General features: G+C 67.3%; 18 protein-coding genes and 1 riboswitch. Of the genes, 10 read left to right on the top strand and 8 right to left on the bottom strand.

Annotated elements, in window-relative coordinates; translation table 11 throughout:
- Positions 1 to 13 precede the first annotated feature (13 nt).
- Complete coding sequence (locus ACLQ3C_RS06850; RefSeq protein WP_425704296.1) at positions 14 to 583, bottom strand: hypothetical protein; 570 nt, start codon at positions 581 to 583, stop codon at positions 14 to 16.
- Positions 584 to 717: 134 nt separating this feature from the next.
- Here ACLQ3C_RS06850 and ACLQ3C_RS06845 point away from each other — a divergent pair, with 134 nt between their 5' ends.
- The 4 genes from ACLQ3C_RS06845 to ACLQ3C_RS06830 all read left to right on the top strand — a co-directional run bounded on the left by ACLQ3C_RS06845 (position 718) and on the right by ACLQ3C_RS06830 (position 4,088).
- Positions 718 to 1,224, top strand: a complete 507-nt coding sequence (locus ACLQ3C_RS06845) for a DUF5709 domain-containing protein (protein ID WP_425704295.1) — start codon at positions 718 to 720, stop codon at positions 1,222 to 1,224.
- A gap of 114 nt (positions 1,225 to 1,338) precedes the next feature.
- Positions 1,339 to 2,631: an ergothioneine biosynthesis protein EgtB gene (gene egtB, locus ACLQ3C_RS06840; protein WP_425704294.1), complete on the top strand. Its 1,293-nt coding sequence runs from the start codon at positions 1,339 to 1,341 to the stop codon at positions 2,629 to 2,631.
- Positions 2,628 to 3,596 carry an L-histidine N(alpha)-methyltransferase gene (gene egtD, locus ACLQ3C_RS06835; RefSeq protein ID WP_425704293.1) on the top strand — a complete coding sequence of 323 codons (969 nt, stop codon included), beginning with the start codon at positions 2,628 to 2,630 and terminating at the stop codon, positions 3,594 to 3,596. Before egtB ends, egtD begins: the two co-directional genes overlap by 4 nt.
- Before the next feature lie 108 nt (positions 3,597 to 3,704).
- Complete coding sequence (locus tag ACLQ3C_RS06830; RefSeq protein ID WP_425704292.1) at positions 3,705 to 4,088, top strand: SHOCT domain-containing protein; 384 nt, start codon at positions 3,705 to 3,707, stop codon at positions 4,086 to 4,088.
- Between the two features lie 107 nt (positions 4,089 to 4,195).
- Here ACLQ3C_RS06830 and ACLQ3C_RS06825 read toward each other — a convergent pair whose 3' ends face one another.
- From ACLQ3C_RS06825 to thiC, 3 genes are all read right to left on the bottom strand, one after another.
- Positions 4,196 to 4,993: an HAD-IIA family hydrolase gene (locus ACLQ3C_RS06825; protein WP_425704291.1), complete on the bottom strand. Its 798-nt coding sequence runs from the start codon at positions 4,991 to 4,993 to the stop codon at positions 4,196 to 4,198.
- A gap of 9 nt (positions 4,994 to 5,002) precedes the next feature.
- Complete coding sequence (gene thiD / locus ACLQ3C_RS06820) at positions 5,003 to 5,920, bottom strand: bifunctional hydroxymethylpyrimidine kinase/phosphomethylpyrimidine kinase (RefSeq protein ID WP_425704290.1); 918 nt, start codon at positions 5,918 to 5,920, stop codon at positions 5,003 to 5,005.
- Entirely contained in the window at positions 5,917 to 7,623 is a 1,707-nt protein-coding gene (gene thiC / locus ACLQ3C_RS06815) for a phosphomethylpyrimidine synthase ThiC (RefSeq protein WP_425704289.1), read from the bottom strand. Before thiC ends, thiD begins: the two co-directional genes overlap by 4 nt.
- Positions 7,614 to 7,727: riboswitch (TPP riboswitch) on the bottom strand. It overlaps the preceding gene by 10 nt.
- A 281-nt stretch (positions 7,728 to 8,008) precedes the next feature.
- On the opposite strand from thiC, the gene ACLQ3C_RS06810 reads away from it, so the two are divergent.
- Genes ACLQ3C_RS06810 through ACLQ3C_RS06795 form a run of 4 tightly spaced genes read left to right on the top strand, consistent with a single transcriptional unit; the run spans position 8,009 to position 10,921 of the window.
- Complete coding sequence (locus tag ACLQ3C_RS06810) at positions 8,009 to 8,356, top strand: GNAT family N-acetyltransferase (protein ID WP_425704288.1); 348 nt, start codon at positions 8,009 to 8,011, stop codon at positions 8,354 to 8,356.
- Between the two features lie 47 nt (positions 8,357 to 8,403).
- Complete coding sequence (locus ACLQ3C_RS06805; RefSeq protein ID WP_425704287.1) at positions 8,404 to 9,156, top strand: siderophore-interacting protein; 753 nt, start codon at positions 8,404 to 8,406, stop codon at positions 9,154 to 9,156.
- The gene (locus tag ACLQ3C_RS06800) at positions 9,153 to 9,938 is read left to right on the top strand and encodes a hypothetical protein (protein WP_425704286.1); all 786 of its coding nucleotides are present in this window, start codon (positions 9,153 to 9,155) and stop codon (positions 9,936 to 9,938) included. Before ACLQ3C_RS06805 ends, ACLQ3C_RS06800 begins: the two co-directional genes overlap by 4 nt.
- Positions 9,939 to 9,961: 23 nt before the next feature.
- The gene (locus ACLQ3C_RS06795) at positions 9,962 to 10,921 is read left to right on the top strand and encodes an ABC transporter substrate-binding protein (RefSeq protein ID WP_425704442.1); all 960 of its coding nucleotides are present in this window, start codon (positions 9,962 to 9,964) and stop codon (positions 10,919 to 10,921) included.
- Between the two features lie 37 nt (positions 10,922 to 10,958).
- Here the strand turns inward: ACLQ3C_RS06795 and ACLQ3C_RS06790 are convergent, their stop codons facing one another.
- From ACLQ3C_RS06790 to ACLQ3C_RS06775, 4 genes are all read right to left on the bottom strand, one after another.
- The gene (locus ACLQ3C_RS06790) at positions 10,959 to 11,459 is read right to left on the bottom strand and encodes a barstar family protein (protein WP_425704285.1); all 501 of its coding nucleotides are present in this window, start codon (positions 11,457 to 11,459) and stop codon (positions 10,959 to 10,961) included.
- Positions 11,456 to 11,812, bottom strand: a complete 357-nt coding sequence (locus ACLQ3C_RS06785) for a ribonuclease domain-containing protein (RefSeq protein ID WP_425704441.1) — start codon at positions 11,810 to 11,812, stop codon at positions 11,456 to 11,458. The genes ACLQ3C_RS06790 and ACLQ3C_RS06785 overlap by 4 nt, the downstream gene beginning before the upstream one ends.
- Positions 11,813 to 11,895: 83 nt before the next feature.
- Complete coding sequence (locus ACLQ3C_RS06780) at positions 11,896 to 12,909, bottom strand: N-acetylglutamate synthase, CG3035 family (RefSeq protein WP_425704284.1); 1,014 nt, start codon at positions 12,907 to 12,909, stop codon at positions 11,896 to 11,898.
- 12 nt (positions 12,910 to 12,921) lie between these two features.
- Complete coding sequence (locus ACLQ3C_RS06775; RefSeq protein WP_425704283.1) at positions 12,922 to 13,527, bottom strand: peptide deformylase; 606 nt, start codon at positions 13,525 to 13,527, stop codon at positions 12,922 to 12,924.
- Between the two features lie 234 nt (positions 13,528 to 13,761).
- Between ACLQ3C_RS06775 and ACLQ3C_RS06770 the strand changes: the two genes are divergently transcribed.
- Positions 13,762 to 14,124 (top strand): DUF3263 domain-containing protein, encoded by a 363-nt coding sequence (locus tag ACLQ3C_RS06770; RefSeq protein ID WP_425704282.1) that lies wholly within the window; start codon positions 13,762 to 13,764, stop codon positions 14,122 to 14,124.
- A 91-nt stretch (positions 14,125 to 14,215) separates the two neighbouring features.
- Positions 14,216 to 14,710, top strand: a complete 495-nt coding sequence (locus tag ACLQ3C_RS06765; RefSeq protein WP_425704281.1) for a LytR C-terminal domain-containing protein — start codon at positions 14,216 to 14,218, stop codon at positions 14,708 to 14,710.
- Positions 14,711 to 14,883 lie beyond the last annotated feature (173 nt).

The following is a 14,883-nucleotide window of genomic DNA, read 5'->3' as shown; positions in this document are numbered from 1 at the left end:
CCCGAGCGCCGGCTCAGGCCACCAACCCGTCGATCGTCGTGCGGTCGAACGCGGCGCCGTCGATGTCGGGCAGATGAGATCGCAACACGCCGAGGTGGGCCAGTACGCCGTCGGGGTGACGCAGGCCCACCCCGTCGATCGCGCCGGGGGAGACCAGGGATTCGGGATCGAGGCCGTGCCGGTGGGCCAGCGCCGCGCCGAGTAGTCGGCGGGCCTGGTCCTGATCGACGTCCCAGAGCGCGTCGGCGGTCAGCAGGTAGAGCCGGACGGCCGGCGGGTAGTCGTCGAGATGCACGAGCGCCCACGCCCAGTGCTTGGCGACGTCGACGGTGTCGGACTCGCCACGTCCGTGTGTGCGGACATACTTGCCGTGCAATTCCCGGCACAGGCCGCTGGCGTCGGCCCACAGGCCGAGCTCCGACATGCAGCGCACCGAGTCGTGGAGATTGGACAGATACATCGGTGAATACGGTCCCTCGCGCCGCGACCGGATCTCCCGCAGCACCGAGAACTCGGCCAGCGCCTGCTCGAAGTCGCCCGCGAAGAGCAAGGACCGGGCTTCGTCCTGCATTTCCTCGATCACCCCGACATTGTGACCGAATGCGCGCCCGATCGTGATCCATTTCACAAAAGCGTCACGCGTCCGTAGCCTTGCCGCCCGGCCGAAGTTTCCGACTGCGGTGGCCACGAGTGAGCTCGCCTGGCATCGTTGAAAAGGTGAGCGGCTACGAGAACGACACCACCCCAGAAGGCTCGGACGGCGAGTACAGCCTCGACCCCGACGATCAGCTGCCCTCGGAGGACACGCTCGTCGATCGTGGCGTCGACGACGTCCTCGACGAGGGCTACTCGCCGCCCGACTACGAACCCAAGGGCGCGCAACACGGTCTGACGACGCAGGAGATGCGCGAGGGCGAAACCCTCGACGAGAAACTCTCCGAGGAACGACCGGACGTCGGCGCGAGCGATCCGCTCGACGACATCGCCGCCGACGAGCACCGCAACTGGCGCTCACACGAGTCCGACGCCGACCCGGAGTTCGGTGAGGACACCGATCAGGTCGGTGACCGCCGGGCCGGCCGGCTGGTCGCTCCCGACGAAGGCGACGTGCGCGACGACGAGGCCGATTCGGTGGCCGCGGACTGGGGGATCGCCGGTGCCGGTGCCGGTGCAGAAGAGGCCGCCGTCCACGTCGTCGACGACGAGGACGAGGGGCGGTCCTGACCGTCGGGCCAGCTTGTTCCGCGGGGGCCGTTGACAGTCGGGTCGTCGTCGCCAACGATGGGAGTGCGCGGGTCCGACGTTTCCCCGCGTCCGCACGCCACGGGAGGATCTCCAGTGAGCATCACCGAACGTATATCTCGCAGAACCGATCACGACAGCAGTACTGATCAGGACTCCGGTACCGATCAGACACTCGCGCAACGCTTCCGAGAAGTCCGCGAGCTCACCGATCTGCTCGCGTCGCGATTGTCGGCCGAGGACCAGACGCCACAGTCGATGACCGAGGCGAGTCCGGCCAAATGGCACCGGGCACATGTCACCTGGTTCTTCGAGGAATTCGTTCTCCGTCGCGATCGGGGGTATGTGGTCTATGACGACACCTACCGGTACCTGTTCAACAGCTACTACGAGGCGGTGGGGCAACGACATCCGCGGCCCGACCGTGGGCTGGTGACCCGGCCGGGTGCCGACGACGTCACGCACTACCGCAACTACGTCGACGCGGCGATGGCCGACGCACTGTCGCGCGGGTCGCTCGACGAAGACGCCCTCGACCTCGTCGAGCTCGGCTGCAATCATGAACAGCAACACCAGGAATTGCTGCTCATGGACATCAAGCACCTGTTCTCGACGATCCCGCTGCAGCCCGGGCCGGTCTACGTCGACCGGGATCTCGACTCGCCGACCACGCCCGGCCCGATGACCTGGCGGTCGGTGCCCGGCGGGGTCGTCGAGGTGGGCACCGAGTTCGGTGGCGGCTTCTCCTATGACAACGAGGGACCCCGCCATCGAGTGTTCCTCGAGGACTTCGAGATCGCGCAACGGCCCGTCACCAACTCCGACTGGCTGGAATTCATGGCCGACGACGGCTACCGGCGCCCGCAACTGTGGCTCTCCGACGGATGGGCGCAGATCCGCGAGACCGGCTGGGACGCACCGGGTTACTGGCGATGCGAGGACGGCGAGTGGTCGACGTTCACGTTGTCGGGACGGCGTCGCCTCGTGCCCGCCGAACCCGTCGTGCATGTCTCGTTCTACGAGGCCGATGCGTTCGCCCGGTGGGCCGGGGCACGCCTGCCCACCGAATTCGAGTGGGAGACCGCAGCATCGGGGGTTCACGACCATCGTGGCGAGCTGCTAGATCCGGACCGATGTCACCCACGTTCGGTCGGCTCGGCGATGATCGGCGATGTGTGGGAATGGACGGCGAGTGCATACCTGCCCTATCCCGGTTTCGTACCGGCCAACGGGGCGGTCGGCGAATACAACGGAAAGTTCATGTCCGATCAGCATGTGCTGCGCGGCGCGTCGGCCGTCACCCCCCGCGGCCACGAGCGGCTCACCTATCGCAACTTCTTCCCGGCCGCCTCGCGCTGGGTCTTCGCCGGACTGAGGTTGGCGCGGTGACGGTCGGCGCACCCTCCGGGACTCGTTCGGGCGCAGCTCACGGGCTCGCCGCCGACGCCCTCGCCGGCCTGTGGAGTGCTCCGCCGGTGCTGCCGACGAAGTGGCTCTACGACGAGCGCGGCAGCAGACTCTTCGACGAGATCACCCGGCTGCCCGAGTACTATCCGACCCGACGCGAGACCGCGATCCTGCGTGCCCACGCCGACGACGTCGTCGCGCGCACCGGTGCATCGATGATGATCGAATTCGGTTCGGGCACTTCGACGAAGACACGACTGCTCCTCGACGCGTTCGCTGCCGCCGGTCGCCGATTCACCTATGTCCCGCTCGATGTCAGTGCCGAGATCCTCGCCGAATCGTCGGCGATCCTCACGCGTGACTATCCGGGCATCGGCGTCGCACCGGCAGCAGGCGATTTCACCGATCCCGATCTGACGCTGCCCGATTCCGATGGTCCGCGGGTCGCGGTCTTCCTCGGCGGCACCATCGGCAACTTCACCGACGCCGACCGTCGGCGGTTCTTCGCCGTACTGGCCGGTGCACTGGCCCCCGGTGACTTCTTGCTGCTCGGCGCGGATCTGATCAAGGACACCGGACGTCTCGTCGCCGCGTACAACGACAAAGCCGGGGTGACCGCGGATTTCAACCGCAACATGATCGAGGTGTTGCGGACCGGGCTCGACGCGACCGGCCTGTACGTCGACGACTTCGACCACCTCGCCCGGTGGAATCCGGTCCGGCACCGCATCGAGATGTGGTTGCGCGCGCGCCGCGACGTCGACGCGTACTTCGGTGTGCTGCAACGTGAGTGGACGCTGGCCGCGGGTGCGGAGATCCGGACCGAGATCAGTACGAAGTTCGAACTGCCGGTACTGGGTGCGGAGCTCGACGACGCCGGGTTGCGGCCGGTGACCAGTTGGACCGATCCGTTCGGCGACTTCTCCCTGACGCTGACGCGACGCTGAGCGATCGATTCGCCGACGCGGGACCCGGTACCCGGCCCGTAATGTGTGGCATGCTGTGCACGGTCAGAAAACTGACAACGCACAACTCATCGTTTAAGGAGCATCCCGATGTGGGGTTCATTCTGGAACTTCCTGTGGTCGATGGTCATCATCTTCGCCTTTGTGGCGTACCTGATCGTCCTCTGGTACGTGATCGCCGACCTGTTCCGAGACCGCAAGGCGTCCGGGTGGTCGAAGGCCGTCTGGGTCATCTTCCTGATCATCATCCCGTATCTGACAGCGCTGGCGTACCTGTTGTTCAAGGGTCAGGGGATGGCCCAGCGCGCGCAGGCAGCTGCGGTCGAATACAAGAAGGATTCCGACGACTACATCAAGACCGTCGCGGGTACTTCGCCGGCACAACAGATTGCGGATGCGAAGTCGCTGCTCGACTCGGGCGCGATCACCCCGGAAGAATTCGAGCACCTCAAGTCCAAGGCTCTCGCACACTGAGGCCACGGCAACTGACTGTCCGGCACGCTGCTGACTGTCCGGCAGGCTGCTGACCGTCCGGCACGGGCGGGCCCTCGTACACCGAGGGCCCGCCCGTTGCCGTCAGGTCACAGGATCTCGGGTTCGGTCCCGAACGGGTTGTCGGTGTGGCCGACGAGGTCGGCAACCGAGTCGATGACATGGGTGGGGCGATAGGGGAACAGTTCGACCGTTTCGATGGTGGAGATTCCGGAGAGCACCAGGATCGTCTGCAGTCCGGCTTCGAGCCCGGAGATCACATCGGTGTCCATGCGGTCACCGATCATCAGCGTGTGTTCGGAATGTGCGCCCATCTTGCGCAGCGCCGACCGCATCATCAGCGGGTTGGGTTTGCCGACGTAGTACGGGTCGCGATTGGTGGCGCGCGAGATCAACGCGGCCACCGCGCCGGTGGCCGGCAGGGAACCCTGCGTGGAGGGGCCGGTGGCATCGGGGTTGGTGGCGATGAACCGGGCGCCGCGTTCGACCAATCGGATCGCGGTCGTGATCGCCTCGAACGAATATGTCCGGGTCTCCCCGAGTACGACGTAGTCCGGGTCGGCGTCGGTGATGACATAGCCGACTTCGTGGAGCGCCGTCGTCAGCCCGGACTCGCCGACCACATAGGCCGAACCTCCCGGACGCTGGGTGTCGAGGAAGCGTGCGGTGGCCAGTGCCGAGGTCCAGATCGAGTCCTCGGGGATGTCGAGGCCGGTCCGCAGCAGACGTGCACGCAGGTCGCGCGGCGTGCGAATCGAGTTGTTGGTGAGCACGGTGAACGGAATGCCGTTGTCGCGCAACTCGTCGATGAGGGCGTCGGCGCCGGGGATCAGATGCTCCTCGCGGGTGAGAACGCCATCCATGTCCATGAGGTAGTTCCAGCTCATGGCCCCACGCTAGCGGACGGCGACGCCGTCGTCCGCCGTCCGGTGAACCCGCCACAGCGGATTCACCGGGCCGTGTCCGGCGCCGAGCGGATAGGCGGCCTGCAGGCCGCGCGTCACCCACGTCTTCGCGAAGGCGACCGCGTCGGGGACCGAGTAGCGGTGGGCGAGCGCGGATGCGATGGCCGCGGCGAGGGTGTCCCCGGCGCCGTGATCGTGGCCGGTGTCCACGCGGGGATGCGTGAACTCGGCGAATGACGCGCCGTCGAACAACAGGTCCGGGCTCTGCGCACTGCCGCGCAGATGCCCGCCTTTGACCAGCGCCCACTGCGGACCGAGGTCGTGCAGTGCGCGCGCCGCGTCGCGCTGGGTGGACTCGTCGACGACCTCGATGCCGGTGATCAGGCGAACCTCGTCGAGATTCGGCGTGACGATCGTCGCCAGTGGGAACAGCTTGTTGCGCAGCGCATCCAGCGCCTCGGTGGCCAGCAGCTGATCGCCGTGCATCGACGCGCACACCGGGTCGAGGATCAGGGGTGCCGCGCCGTCGCGGCCGATGCCGGCGTCGACGCAGGCGTGCGTGACCGCTTCGATGATCGGCTCCGACGCCAGCATGCCGGTCTTGGCGGCACCGACCCCGATGTCGGAGACGACCGAATCGATCTGTGCGGCCACGACCTCGGGGGGGATCTCATGAAAACCGCTCACCCCCAACGAGTTCTGGACCGTCACCGCCGTCACCGCGACGCAGCCGTGCAGACCCAGCAGAGCAAAGGTCCGCAGGTCGGCCTGGATGCCCGCGCCGCCGCCGGAATCCGAGCCGGCGATCGTCATCACCCGGACCGGCGTCGAACCCGGTGCGGCCGTGGGCAACAGCGGTGGATCGCCGGTATCCGCCGAGCCGGCCTCGCTGCCCGGCGAGTCGGTCATGCCGGGTTCCCGGCATCGATCGGCAGGTAGATGCGGCCGCCGGCGTCGGCGAATTCGGCAGACTTGGCGGCCATCTCCTCGGCGATCTTGCGATCGATGTCCTCGGCGGTGACCAGATTGTTCTCCTCGGCATAGGTGCGCACATCGGCCGAGATCCGCATGGAGCAGAACTTGGGACCGCACATCGAGCAGAAGTGCGCCGTCTTGGCCGGTTCGGCGGGCAGGGTCTCGTCGTGATATTCGCGGGCGGTGTCGGGGTCGAGGGCCAGATTGAACTGGTCGGTCCACCGGAACTCGAAGCGCGCCTTGGACAATGCGTCATCACGTTCCTGGGCGCGCGGGTGTCCCTTCGCGAGGTCTGCTGAATGCGCGGCGATCTTGTAGGTGATGACGCCGACCTTCACGTCGTCGCGATCGGGCAGTCCCAGGTGTTCTTTCGGGGTGACGTAACACAACATCGCGGTGCCGGCCTGCGCGATCATCGCCGCCCCGATCGCCGAGGTGATGTGGTCATAGGCGGGTGCGATGTCGGTGGCCAGCGGTCCGAGCGTGTAGAAGGGTGCTTGTTCGCAGAGTTCCTCCTCCAGCCGTACGTTCTCGGCGATCTTGTGCATCGGCACGTGGCCGGGGCCCTCGATCATCACTTGCACCCCATGCGATTTCGCCTTTGTGGTGAGTTCGCCCAAGGTGCGCAACTCGGCGAATTGGGCTTCGTCGTTGGCATCGGCGATCGAGCCCGGCCGCAATCCGTCACCGAGGGAGAAGGTGATGTCGTAGCGGGCGAAGATCTCGCACAGCTCGTCGAAGTGGGTGTACAAGAAGGATTCCTCGTGATGGGCCAGGCACCAGGCCGCCATGATCGAGCCGCCACGGGAGACGATGCCGGTGACCCGGCGGGCGGTCAGTGGCACGTAGCGCAGCAGCACCCCGGCGTGCACGGTCATGTAGTCGACACCCTGCTCGGCCTGCTCGATGACGGTGTCGCGGTAGATCTCCCAGGTGAGTTCGGTCGGATCGCCCTTGACCTTCTCCAGCGCCTGGTAGATGGGGACGGTCCCGACCGGGACCGGCGAATTGCGCAAGATCCATTCGCGGGTCAGGTGGATATCGGACCCGGTCGAGAGATCCATGATGGTGTCGGCGCCCCAGCGGGTGGCCCAGACCATCTTCTCGACCTCCTCGGCGATGGAGCTGCTGACCGCCGAATTGCCGATGTTGGCATTGATCTTCACCGCGAAGGCCTTGCCGATGATCATCGGCTCGGACTCGGGGTGCCGGTGGTTGACCGGGATCACCGCGCGGCCGGCGGCCACCTCGGTGCGCACCAGCTCGACCTCGACGTCTTCGCGGGCTGCAATGTAACGCATCTCCGGTGTGACGAGACCGGCACGGGCCCAGGCCAATTGGGTGGCTGCCCCATCGACGGGTGCCGGCCGTTGCCACGACTCGCGGGTGCGCGGCAGCCCCTTGTCGACGTCGATGACGGCATCGGTGTCGGTGTAGGGCCCCGACGTGTCGTAGACGTCGAGATGTTCACCGTTGGTCAGATGGATGCGGCGCTGCCCGATTCGCAGGTCACCGATCTCGAGATGATGTTTGGTGCTGCCCTCGATCGGGCCGGTGGTGAGGATGTCGCTCCCGACCGTGCTCTCGGTGGCTGCATTCTCGGTGGTTGCGGCATCGGTGGGCACACGTGTTTTCATGGTCGATCTCCCTACGCCGGCATTATCCGGACAGGTTCGGGCGGTCGGCGACCGCCAGTCGCCATCTCAGCCCCCGGAACGTGGGAGCCCCCGCGTGGTGAAGTTGTATGAGCGTTGCGTCACGACTGTGCGCAGTGGCCACCCTACCCGCAAGGTCCCGGACCCGGCTGCCGGATGTCGGCTGCCCGGCGTTGGTTGCTGATGCACGTTGCTGTTGCCGGGGTGTGTGTCGGCTTTGTTCACAGGCAATTTGCGCGCGAAAGACTTGCGCCTACGTAACCGTAGGGTATTGTGTGATCGGGATCACAGAGAGGATCTGTCGTTCGGGGGGAGCCGAGCGACGCAATTCGTCGTCTCAGCACGACGTGATGAGGGGTGAGGACCAATGAATCGCAAACACCGGCACCGCCCGCCGCAGTCGGCGCAGTCGATTCTGCAGCAGATCTCGCAGGTCGTCCACAATCCGTCCCGGGAGAGATTCGAGCTCTGGGTGGCCGGTGACCTCGTCGGCGTCCTGGGCTATTCGGTCGAGGAGGCCGATGGTCAGCGGACCATCACGGTGTTGCACACGGTGCTCTATGACGAATACACCGGCCACGGACTCGGAACGCGACTTGCGCGTGGAGCCCTCGCCTACATCCGGGACCAGGGCGCGCGGGTGCGCCCGGTCTGTTCGTTCACCAAGGACTTCCTCGACGGGCATCCCGGGATCGTGCCGTTGGCTCCGATCTGAGATTAGGTTATCCTGTCCTCACATTTCGAGGAGAGGGGCCGTTCGGCATGGCCGAGACAAGCCAGAAAGCAGCGTCGCGCGGATGGCAGGGGGCAGTTCTCAAGCTGCTGCGCGCCGATGACTACGAGTTCACCGTCACCAGTACCGATACGATCACCGACCACTACCTGCGGATCGGGTTGCGTGGCGGTGGCCTGCTCGCCGACCACCCGATCCATCCCACGATGTGGGTGCGGCTCTGGTTCGAGTCGGACGGCAGTGCGCACCAGCGGGGGTACACGATCGTCGACCCGGACGCCGGCACCGACACCTTCTTCATCGAGTTCGCCGTCCACGAGGGCGCCGCGCTGCGGTGGGCGCTCGCCGTCCGGCCCGGCGACACCATCGGCGCCACGTTCATGGGGTCCAAGTTCACGATTCGGAATCCGGCGCCGGCAGGCTGGCTGATCGCCGGCGACGCCGCATCGCTGCCGGCGATCAACTCGCTGCTCGACGCGTTGAGCGAGACGCTGGCTCCCGGGGCGGCGACGATCTGGTTCGAGTACTCGCACGCCGACGATCGTGAGCTGCCGATCAGGGTGCGTCCACAGGACACCGTGCACTGGATCGAGCGGGGCGCCGACGGGACTGCGATCGTCGACGCGGTGCGCGCCGCGGCGGCCCCGCAACCCGATCACTTCGGCTGGGTTGCACTGGATTCGGTGGCCACTCGAGCCGTGGCGCAGGTGTTCCGGACGGAGTACGGACTCGGGAAGAAGGGTGTCAAAGCCCAGGCGTACTGGCAGGTCGACTCGAAATGAGCTATCCGACTACACAAGACACCGCCGGGAATGATGCGGCGGCCGACCAGTCGGGCGAGGCCGCCGGCTCGTCCCTGAACTGGCCGACGGTGCTGGCCTCGGCCGGCATCGCGGCGGTCACCTCGGCATTGATCGTGACGATCGGCGTCGTCGGACTGCTCGTCGCCGACAATCGCGGGGGGCTGCAGAGCACGGCGGCCCAGCCGACCGTCGTGAACCTCGGCGCACCGAGCCCGCAGGCGGCCGCGGCTGCGGCAGCGCCCGGACCGACGACACCGCAGGCGCCGGCCGGCCAGACGCCCGAGCCGGCTCCGACGGAGGCAGTCCCGCCCGCAGCCGGTGCGGTGGCGCCGACCGCCGCCTCCGTACAGCAGAGCACCGTACAGCAGAGCACCGCGCCGCAGGCCCCCGCACAGCAGAGCGCCGCGCCCGCGGCGCTCTCCGCTGCGCAATTGACCACCAAGGTCAAGGTGGCCATGAACACCGGTGCCTCCCGGACGGCGCGCGCAGCCGAATTGCAGGGTGGGCAGCGGGCGCTGACATCCGTCGACGCGGTGGCGCGACTGATGGCGGCCTATCCCGATGCCGGCTTCAGTTACCAGATCGTCGGTCCGGTGGCCGTCAACGCCACCACGCAGACAGCGCAACTGCAGATGTCGTTGGTGGGCAACGGCTCTCGATACAAGCCGATGAAATGGATATGGCTCGACGACAAATGGAAGCTCTCCAACGAAAGTGTCTGTGTGATCGCCGCCTACGCGATGGTGCCGTGCTCGGTATGAGAACGCGAGGGGTAGTGAGCAGAATCCGGATACTGACCGCCGTCCTCGCGGCCCTGATCGTGGCCGTCGTCGCCGGGTGTTCGGCGCCGGCGGACGACGATGCGGGCGGCTCGGTGCAGCTCAACCTGCCCGACGGGAGATCGGTGACGATCCCGCACACACCCCAGCGGATCGTCACCCTCGGCGGGCAGTGGACCGATGTGCTGTTGTCCTTCGGGCGCAAGCCGGTCGGCTACTACGACGCGATCCAGACGACCGCCCATCAGCTTCCGCCGTGGTACGGCACCGAACTCGCGGACTCGACGCCGCTCGACCCGAACGGCGACATCGTCGCCGCCGTGGCCACCCTGAAGCCCGATCTGATCGTCGCACCCGGATTCGCCTCGATGAGTGGGGTTTTCGACAAGCTGACCGAGCTTGCCCCGACCATCGACAAGATCAGCGGCGCACAGGTGGACCCGTGGCCGGACATGGTGACGCTGATGGGCACCATCCTGCATCAACCGGATAAGGCCAAGGAGATCATCGCCGGTGTCGACGGCAAGATCGGCGCCATCGCGAACGAGTATCCGGGACTGAAGGGCAAGACCTATTCCTTTGCCTACATGTATGGCTCCGACCAGATCTCGGTGCTCGGTGATCCGAATGACGGGGCGGGAAAACTGTTCGCCTCGCTCGGCCTGACGATGGCGCCCCGGCTGATCCAGCAGAGCCGCACCAGTGGGCAACCGCGCGTGCAGATCAGCGCCGAGAACATTCCCTGGCTAAACTCCGACCTACTCGTGATGGCCACGCAGACAGACGATTTGCGTACCCGACTCGAGAGCCTGCCGGGCTACCGCAACCTTGCGTCGGTGAAAACCGGTGCCGTCGCGATGCTGAACCAGATGCAGATCACCGGACTCAACGAGCCGGCACCCAAGGCCACCGTCTACGTCCTCGACCAGCTCCGGCCGGCCCTGGCCCGGGCGGCCGGGCAGTGACGCGGGCGCTCGGCGGGGGGCCGCCACGGTGACACGTTCAGGCGCGCAGATCCACCGCGGCCACCGCCACGCCCGCATCGGCCCAGCGGGCCGCCGTGGCGCGCCGGGCCGCGGGCGAGGTGATCAACAAGAGAGCGAAGGCCGCGGGCGGATCTGCGACATCGCGATAGTGGTCGCGATAGAACACCATGGATTCGGCGAACCAGGTGAAGGCGCGCGCCGAGGATGTCAGGACGTCCTGCGCGTCGGTGATGACGGTGAGGAGGCCCGTCGTGCCGGCGGGCCGATCGAGATCGCGCATGCAGTCGTCGAAGGCGTCGGCATTGTGGCCGAAATAACCAGGGAAATCCCACTCCTGCGCGAAGGTCGAGAAGAGGTCGTCGCGGGTCGTCAGGCGCGGACCCTCGATCCGGACGGAGCGAAAACCGGCGGGCAGGCGCAGTGTCGGGTCGTGTGCGGTGGTGGCCAGGCCGACCGCGGAACCGTGGCCGGCGGCGTCGGCGAGGAATCCGGTGAGCGAAACGGGTTGTGGGATCACGTGTTCGGTCCTCGAATCCGGACGAAGGTCTGGTAGTGGTCGAAGGTGTACCACGCGGAGCCGTCATCGCCGGTGACGATGCGCTCGGCATCGCGCGAATGCCCGGGCTTCTTCGGGTTGACGTCCCACTCGCGATAACTGATCCGCCGGCCGCGAGAAGCGGTGCGCGGCAACCGTCCCTCACCGTTGCGGAACTCGATGCCGCCGCGGGTACCGGGTGCGTGGGCCGATTCCGGCCACGCTCCGGTGTCGATCAGGGCGAGGGTCCGGGTCACCCGGGCCGGGACCTGCGTGGTGGCGGGGGCGGCATTCGGGGTCGTCGACCCGGCGTCGTCGCCGGAGTCCTCGAGCATCCAGGTGAGCAAGCCCAGAAGTGCGATGACCACCACGGTGGCCACGGTGATGACCGCCCGCTTGCGCCGTTGCGTGGGTTCGGTCACCGCGGGCGCTCCCGGGAGAGGTAGCGATACCGGTGGTGCAGTGTGAAACCCCGGGCGCGATACCAGTTTCCGGCGACCCCGTTGTCGGCCGCGACCTGCAGGTAGGCGCGCGACGCGCCCGCCTCGGCGCCCCAGGCCAGCAAGGTCGCGAGGACGGCGTCGCCCAGCCTTTCCCGGCGTCGCCCGGGGTCGGTCCACACTGCGGTGATCCCCAGCCAGCGGGTCGGTGAATCCGGTGCAGAGGTGAGCGCGCCGCGTCCGATCGCGACGGGACGCCCGGCCGACTCGACGGTCGCGAAGGTGACCGTGGAATCGGTGCCGGCCGATGCGGACACCACCGCCGACCCGGCGTCGACATCGGCGTCGGGACCCAGATAGGCGCGCACCCATTCGGTGGTGGGTCCCGGCGCCAGAACGACGTCGGCGTCTGCGCGCACCGACCGCCGGGCGGCGAGTTCCCTTGTCAGCACGTGGTTCTCACCTGAGGCCGGGGTGCCCGCGAGCCGACTCGGCAACAGTCGTTCCGGCGCCGCGATCAGCGGTGGCAGATGCCGTGTGCGGTACCAGGATTCGATGGCGCTCAGGGTCGTCGCATCGGTCCGGGGCGAGCGGTCGAGGGCGATGGCCGAATTGGCCCGCCGGGAGATCCCACCACCGGCGCGCACCAGCCACCCGTCGATCCACTCGTGCTCGATACCGGGCCAGGCCAGCGCGGCGGCGTATTCGAGTGCGCGGATCTCGCTGTTGCGGACCGGAACGGCCGACAGCAACCGGATCGAGCTGATCGCGGCGCGCGGGATGGATTCGACCGTCCCGTCACGTTCGACCCGCACCGGATCGCCGTCGTCGAGCAGGTGTCCCGTCACATCCGATTGCGTCGGACCGCCCGGCGTCGCCGAACGCGGATTGGGCGCGTCGCGCCAATCCCCGGGCGCGGCGTCACCGAGCCGGTAGCGCACCACGATCCGATCACCGCGATAGGCGCCCAGGTCGCTTCCGGGTCCGGTCACCGACACGCCCGGTCAGTCGTCGTGGCCGAACGGATCGGCTTGTTCGCCGGGGAGCCAGGTGAGCCCGGGCACACCCCAGCCGTTGCGTTTGATGGTCTTCTTCGCCGCGCGCGCGTTGCGGCCGACGAGGACGTCGACGTAGAGATGGCCGTCGAGGTGACCGACCTCGTGCTGGAGCATGCGGGCAAAGAACCCGTGGCCCTCGATCACCACCTCGGCGCCGGTGCGATCGATACCCACCACGCGCGCCCAGTCGGCGCGACCGGTGGGGAACTGCTCACCCGGCACCGACAGGCAGCCCTCGTCGTCGTCGTCGGGGTCGGGCATGGTCTCGGGGACCTCGGAGGTCTCGAGTACGGGGTTGATGACCTCACCGCGTTGGCGGGTCGGCGACCGGCGCGTTTCGCCGTCGGGACAGTCGTAGACGAACAGTCGCTTGCCCACGCCGACCTGGTTGGCGGCCAGGCCGACGCCGTTGGCCTCGTCCATCGTCTCGTACATGTCGTCGAGCAGCGTCACGATCTGTTCCGACGGCCGCCCGCTGTCGTCGAGTTCGACGAGCTCGGTCACGCGGTGCAGCACGGGTTCACCGACAATGCAGATCGGGAGAATTGCCATGACCGACAGATTACTGTGCGGCGACAGATGGGCCGGAAGGCAGATGGGTTCGCCGGGGGAGACACAGACTCGGGCCCCGCCCGCGAGTCACGCCGCGTTCGCCGGTGCTGTGCGTGGTTAGATATTCACGAACCACACCGCTGTGATTCCGGAGGCAAACGCAACCGGATCGTGTGCCGGGGTCGCCGAAGCCGGTGGTGTGTGAGGTCGCAGCGAGATCGTCGAGGGAGCGAGATGGACGGCGCAGCAGCGCGTAGCAAACAGCAGGAGCAACGTCGCGAATCCGATACCGCCCCGGACACCGCCGATTCGCAGGCCACCGACCCGAACGCGGTCGGGCCGGACGGGTTGTCGCGCCGCGAGCACGACATTCTGGCCTTCGAACGGCAGTGGTGGAAGTACGCCGGGGCCAAGGAAGAGGCGATCAAAGAACTGTTCGGGCTCTCGGCGACCCGCTACTACCAGATCCTCAACGCCCTGGTCGACCGGCCCGAGTCGCTGGCGGCCGATCCGATGCTGGTGAAGCGACTGCGCCGACTCCGCGCATCCCGTCAGAAGGCGCGCGCGGCGCGGCGGCTCGGATTCGAAATCACCTAGGGCAAGTCACCTCCGCAGTGGACGCCGCGAGCCCCGGGCCGCCGGCGACACGGGGCAGGTGCGTTGCGGATGTGCGTTAAGGTCGTCGGTGATGAATGCTGATCGCGAGTCGAATCGCCTGCCACTGCGGGCCGGCGCCATGCTGCTCTTTGCGGTCGCCATCGTGTGCGTGGGACTGGGATGGCACTCGGCGGCCACCTCGGGCAAAAATCCCGAGGCGCAGCTACGAGCCGCGCAGTCGGGCGCACCGACCTCGGCTGCGCCCGCCCCGACGCAATCGTCGGCGACGAACTCCGCGAAGGTATGCGTGATCAACGCGGGCACCGTCAACGGCCTGGCCACAGTGGTCGACGACCAGTTGAAGAGCAAGGGTTTCACGACGGCCGGGATCACCTCCGAAAGCAATTACAGCCAGGGTGGTTTCACCGAGAACACCATCGTGTACTCGACTCCGGGACAAAAGGCGCAGGCCCAGAAGATCGCACAGGCCCTCGACAACGACTATTCCGTCGATTCCCGGGCGAACATGGCGAGTTCGTTCACTCGGTGCGCCGGCGGTGTCGCGGTCGTCGCGGTGCGACGGTGACAGCGGGTCGCGGTGCGACGGTGACAGCGGGTCACGGTGCGACGGCCGGCGCGCACCCCCGAGCCGGTACGCACCGGATCGATCCCGCATACTTCAGTGCGCAGGCCCACGGCGCTGACACCGGACCACGGGCCACCCGGCGCCGGGAGCGAGCGGCCCGGCCGAACTGTGTT

It is taken from the genome of Gordonia sp. DT30, assembly GCF_049844915.1.
GTDB lineage: Bacteria > Actinomycetota > Actinomycetes > Mycobacteriales > Mycobacteriaceae > Gordonia.
Note: the sequence above shows the minus strand (reverse complement) of the source record. Positions and strands in the feature narration are given on the sequence as shown.

Coding starts and splice junctions, on each gene's coding strand:
- ACLQ3C_RS06830 (WP_425704292.1), top strand. CDS start 3,705: ATGTGGGGTTCATTCTGGAACTTCCTGTGGTCGATGGTCATCATCTTC.
- ACLQ3C_RS06825 (WP_425704291.1), bottom strand. CDS start 4,993: ATGAGCTGGAACTACCTCATGGACATGGATGGCGTTCTCACCCGCGAG.
- thiD (WP_425704290.1), bottom strand. CDS start 5,920: ATGACCGACTCGCCGGGCAGCGAGGCCGGCTCGGCGGATACCGGCGAT.
- thiC (WP_425704289.1), bottom strand. CDS start 7,623: ATGAAAACACGTGTGCCCACCGATGCCGCAACCACCGAGAATGCAGCC.
- ACLQ3C_RS06810 (WP_425704288.1), top strand. CDS start 8,009: ATGAATCGCAAACACCGGCACCGCCCGCCGCAGTCGGCGCAGTCGATT.
- ACLQ3C_RS06805 (WP_425704287.1), top strand. CDS start 8,404: ATGGCCGAGACAAGCCAGAAAGCAGCGTCGCGCGGATGGCAGGGGGCA.
- ACLQ3C_RS06800 (WP_425704286.1), top strand. CDS start 9,153: ATGAGCTATCCGACTACACAAGACACCGCCGGGAATGATGCGGCGGCC.
- ACLQ3C_RS06785 (WP_425704441.1), bottom strand. CDS start 11,812: ATGCTCGAGGACTCCGGCGACGACGCCGGGTCGACGACCCCGAATGCC.
- ACLQ3C_RS06775 (WP_425704283.1), bottom strand. CDS start 13,527: ATGGCAATTCTCCCGATCTGCATTGTCGGTGAACCCGTGCTGCACCGC.
- ACLQ3C_RS06770 (WP_425704282.1), top strand. CDS start 13,762: ATGGACGGCGCAGCAGCGCGTAGCAAACAGCAGGAGCAACGTCGCGAA.
- ACLQ3C_RS06765 (WP_425704281.1), top strand. CDS start 14,216: ATGAATGCTGATCGCGAGTCGAATCGCCTGCCACTGCGGGCCGGCGCC.